Source organism: Acidiphilium sp. JA12-A1 (genome assembly GCF_000724705.2).
GTDB classification, from domain to species: Bacteria; Pseudomonadota; Alphaproteobacteria; order Acetobacterales; family Acetobacteraceae; genus Acidiphilium; species Acidiphilium multivorum.
In genome coordinates this window covers 1-472 of record NZ_JFHO01000214.1, presented here as the reverse complement: position 1 = coordinate 472, position 472 = coordinate 1, and the positions used below count along the sequence as shown (strand labels likewise).

The 472-nt window shown below is 75.8% G+C and carries 1 protein-coding gene; it reads left to right on the top strand.

Features of this window, described 5'->3' with window-relative positions:
• A partial coding sequence (locus RT91_RS22060) for a DUF6969 family protein (protein WP_051788407.1) occupies positions 1-472 on the top strand: 472 nt, incomplete at both ends.

Here is a 472-nt window from a genome sequence, read left to right as displayed (position 1 = left end):
CCCTCGCTCGCCGCGGTGGCCGAGGCCGTCGTCGGCCAGATCGCCGCCTGGGCCGCGCGCGGCGAAAGCGCGCCCGCCCGCCTGCTCGGCCCCGGCGGCGAATTCGTCGAATGGGCGCACTACCCGCAGCCCGACGCCATCGCCCCCGCCAGCGCGTGGCGCTTCTTCTACCACGCCCACGCCGCCCGCCAGCGCCCCGCCGCCGAGCACGGCCATTTCCACATCTTCGTGCCGCCGCCCGCCGGGTCCGCCGGATTTTCCCATCTCGCCGGCATCTCGGTCGATGCGCGGGGCCTGCCGCTCCGCCTCTTCACCACCAACCGCTGGGTCACCGGCGAGGTCTGGCAGCCCGCGCCCGCGCTCATCGCCCGGCTGCGCCGCCCCGGCCTGCACGATGCCGAACCCTCCGACGTCGCCCGCTGGCTCGACGGTCTGCTGATCCTCTTCGCCGACGAGATCGCCGCCCTCCTCC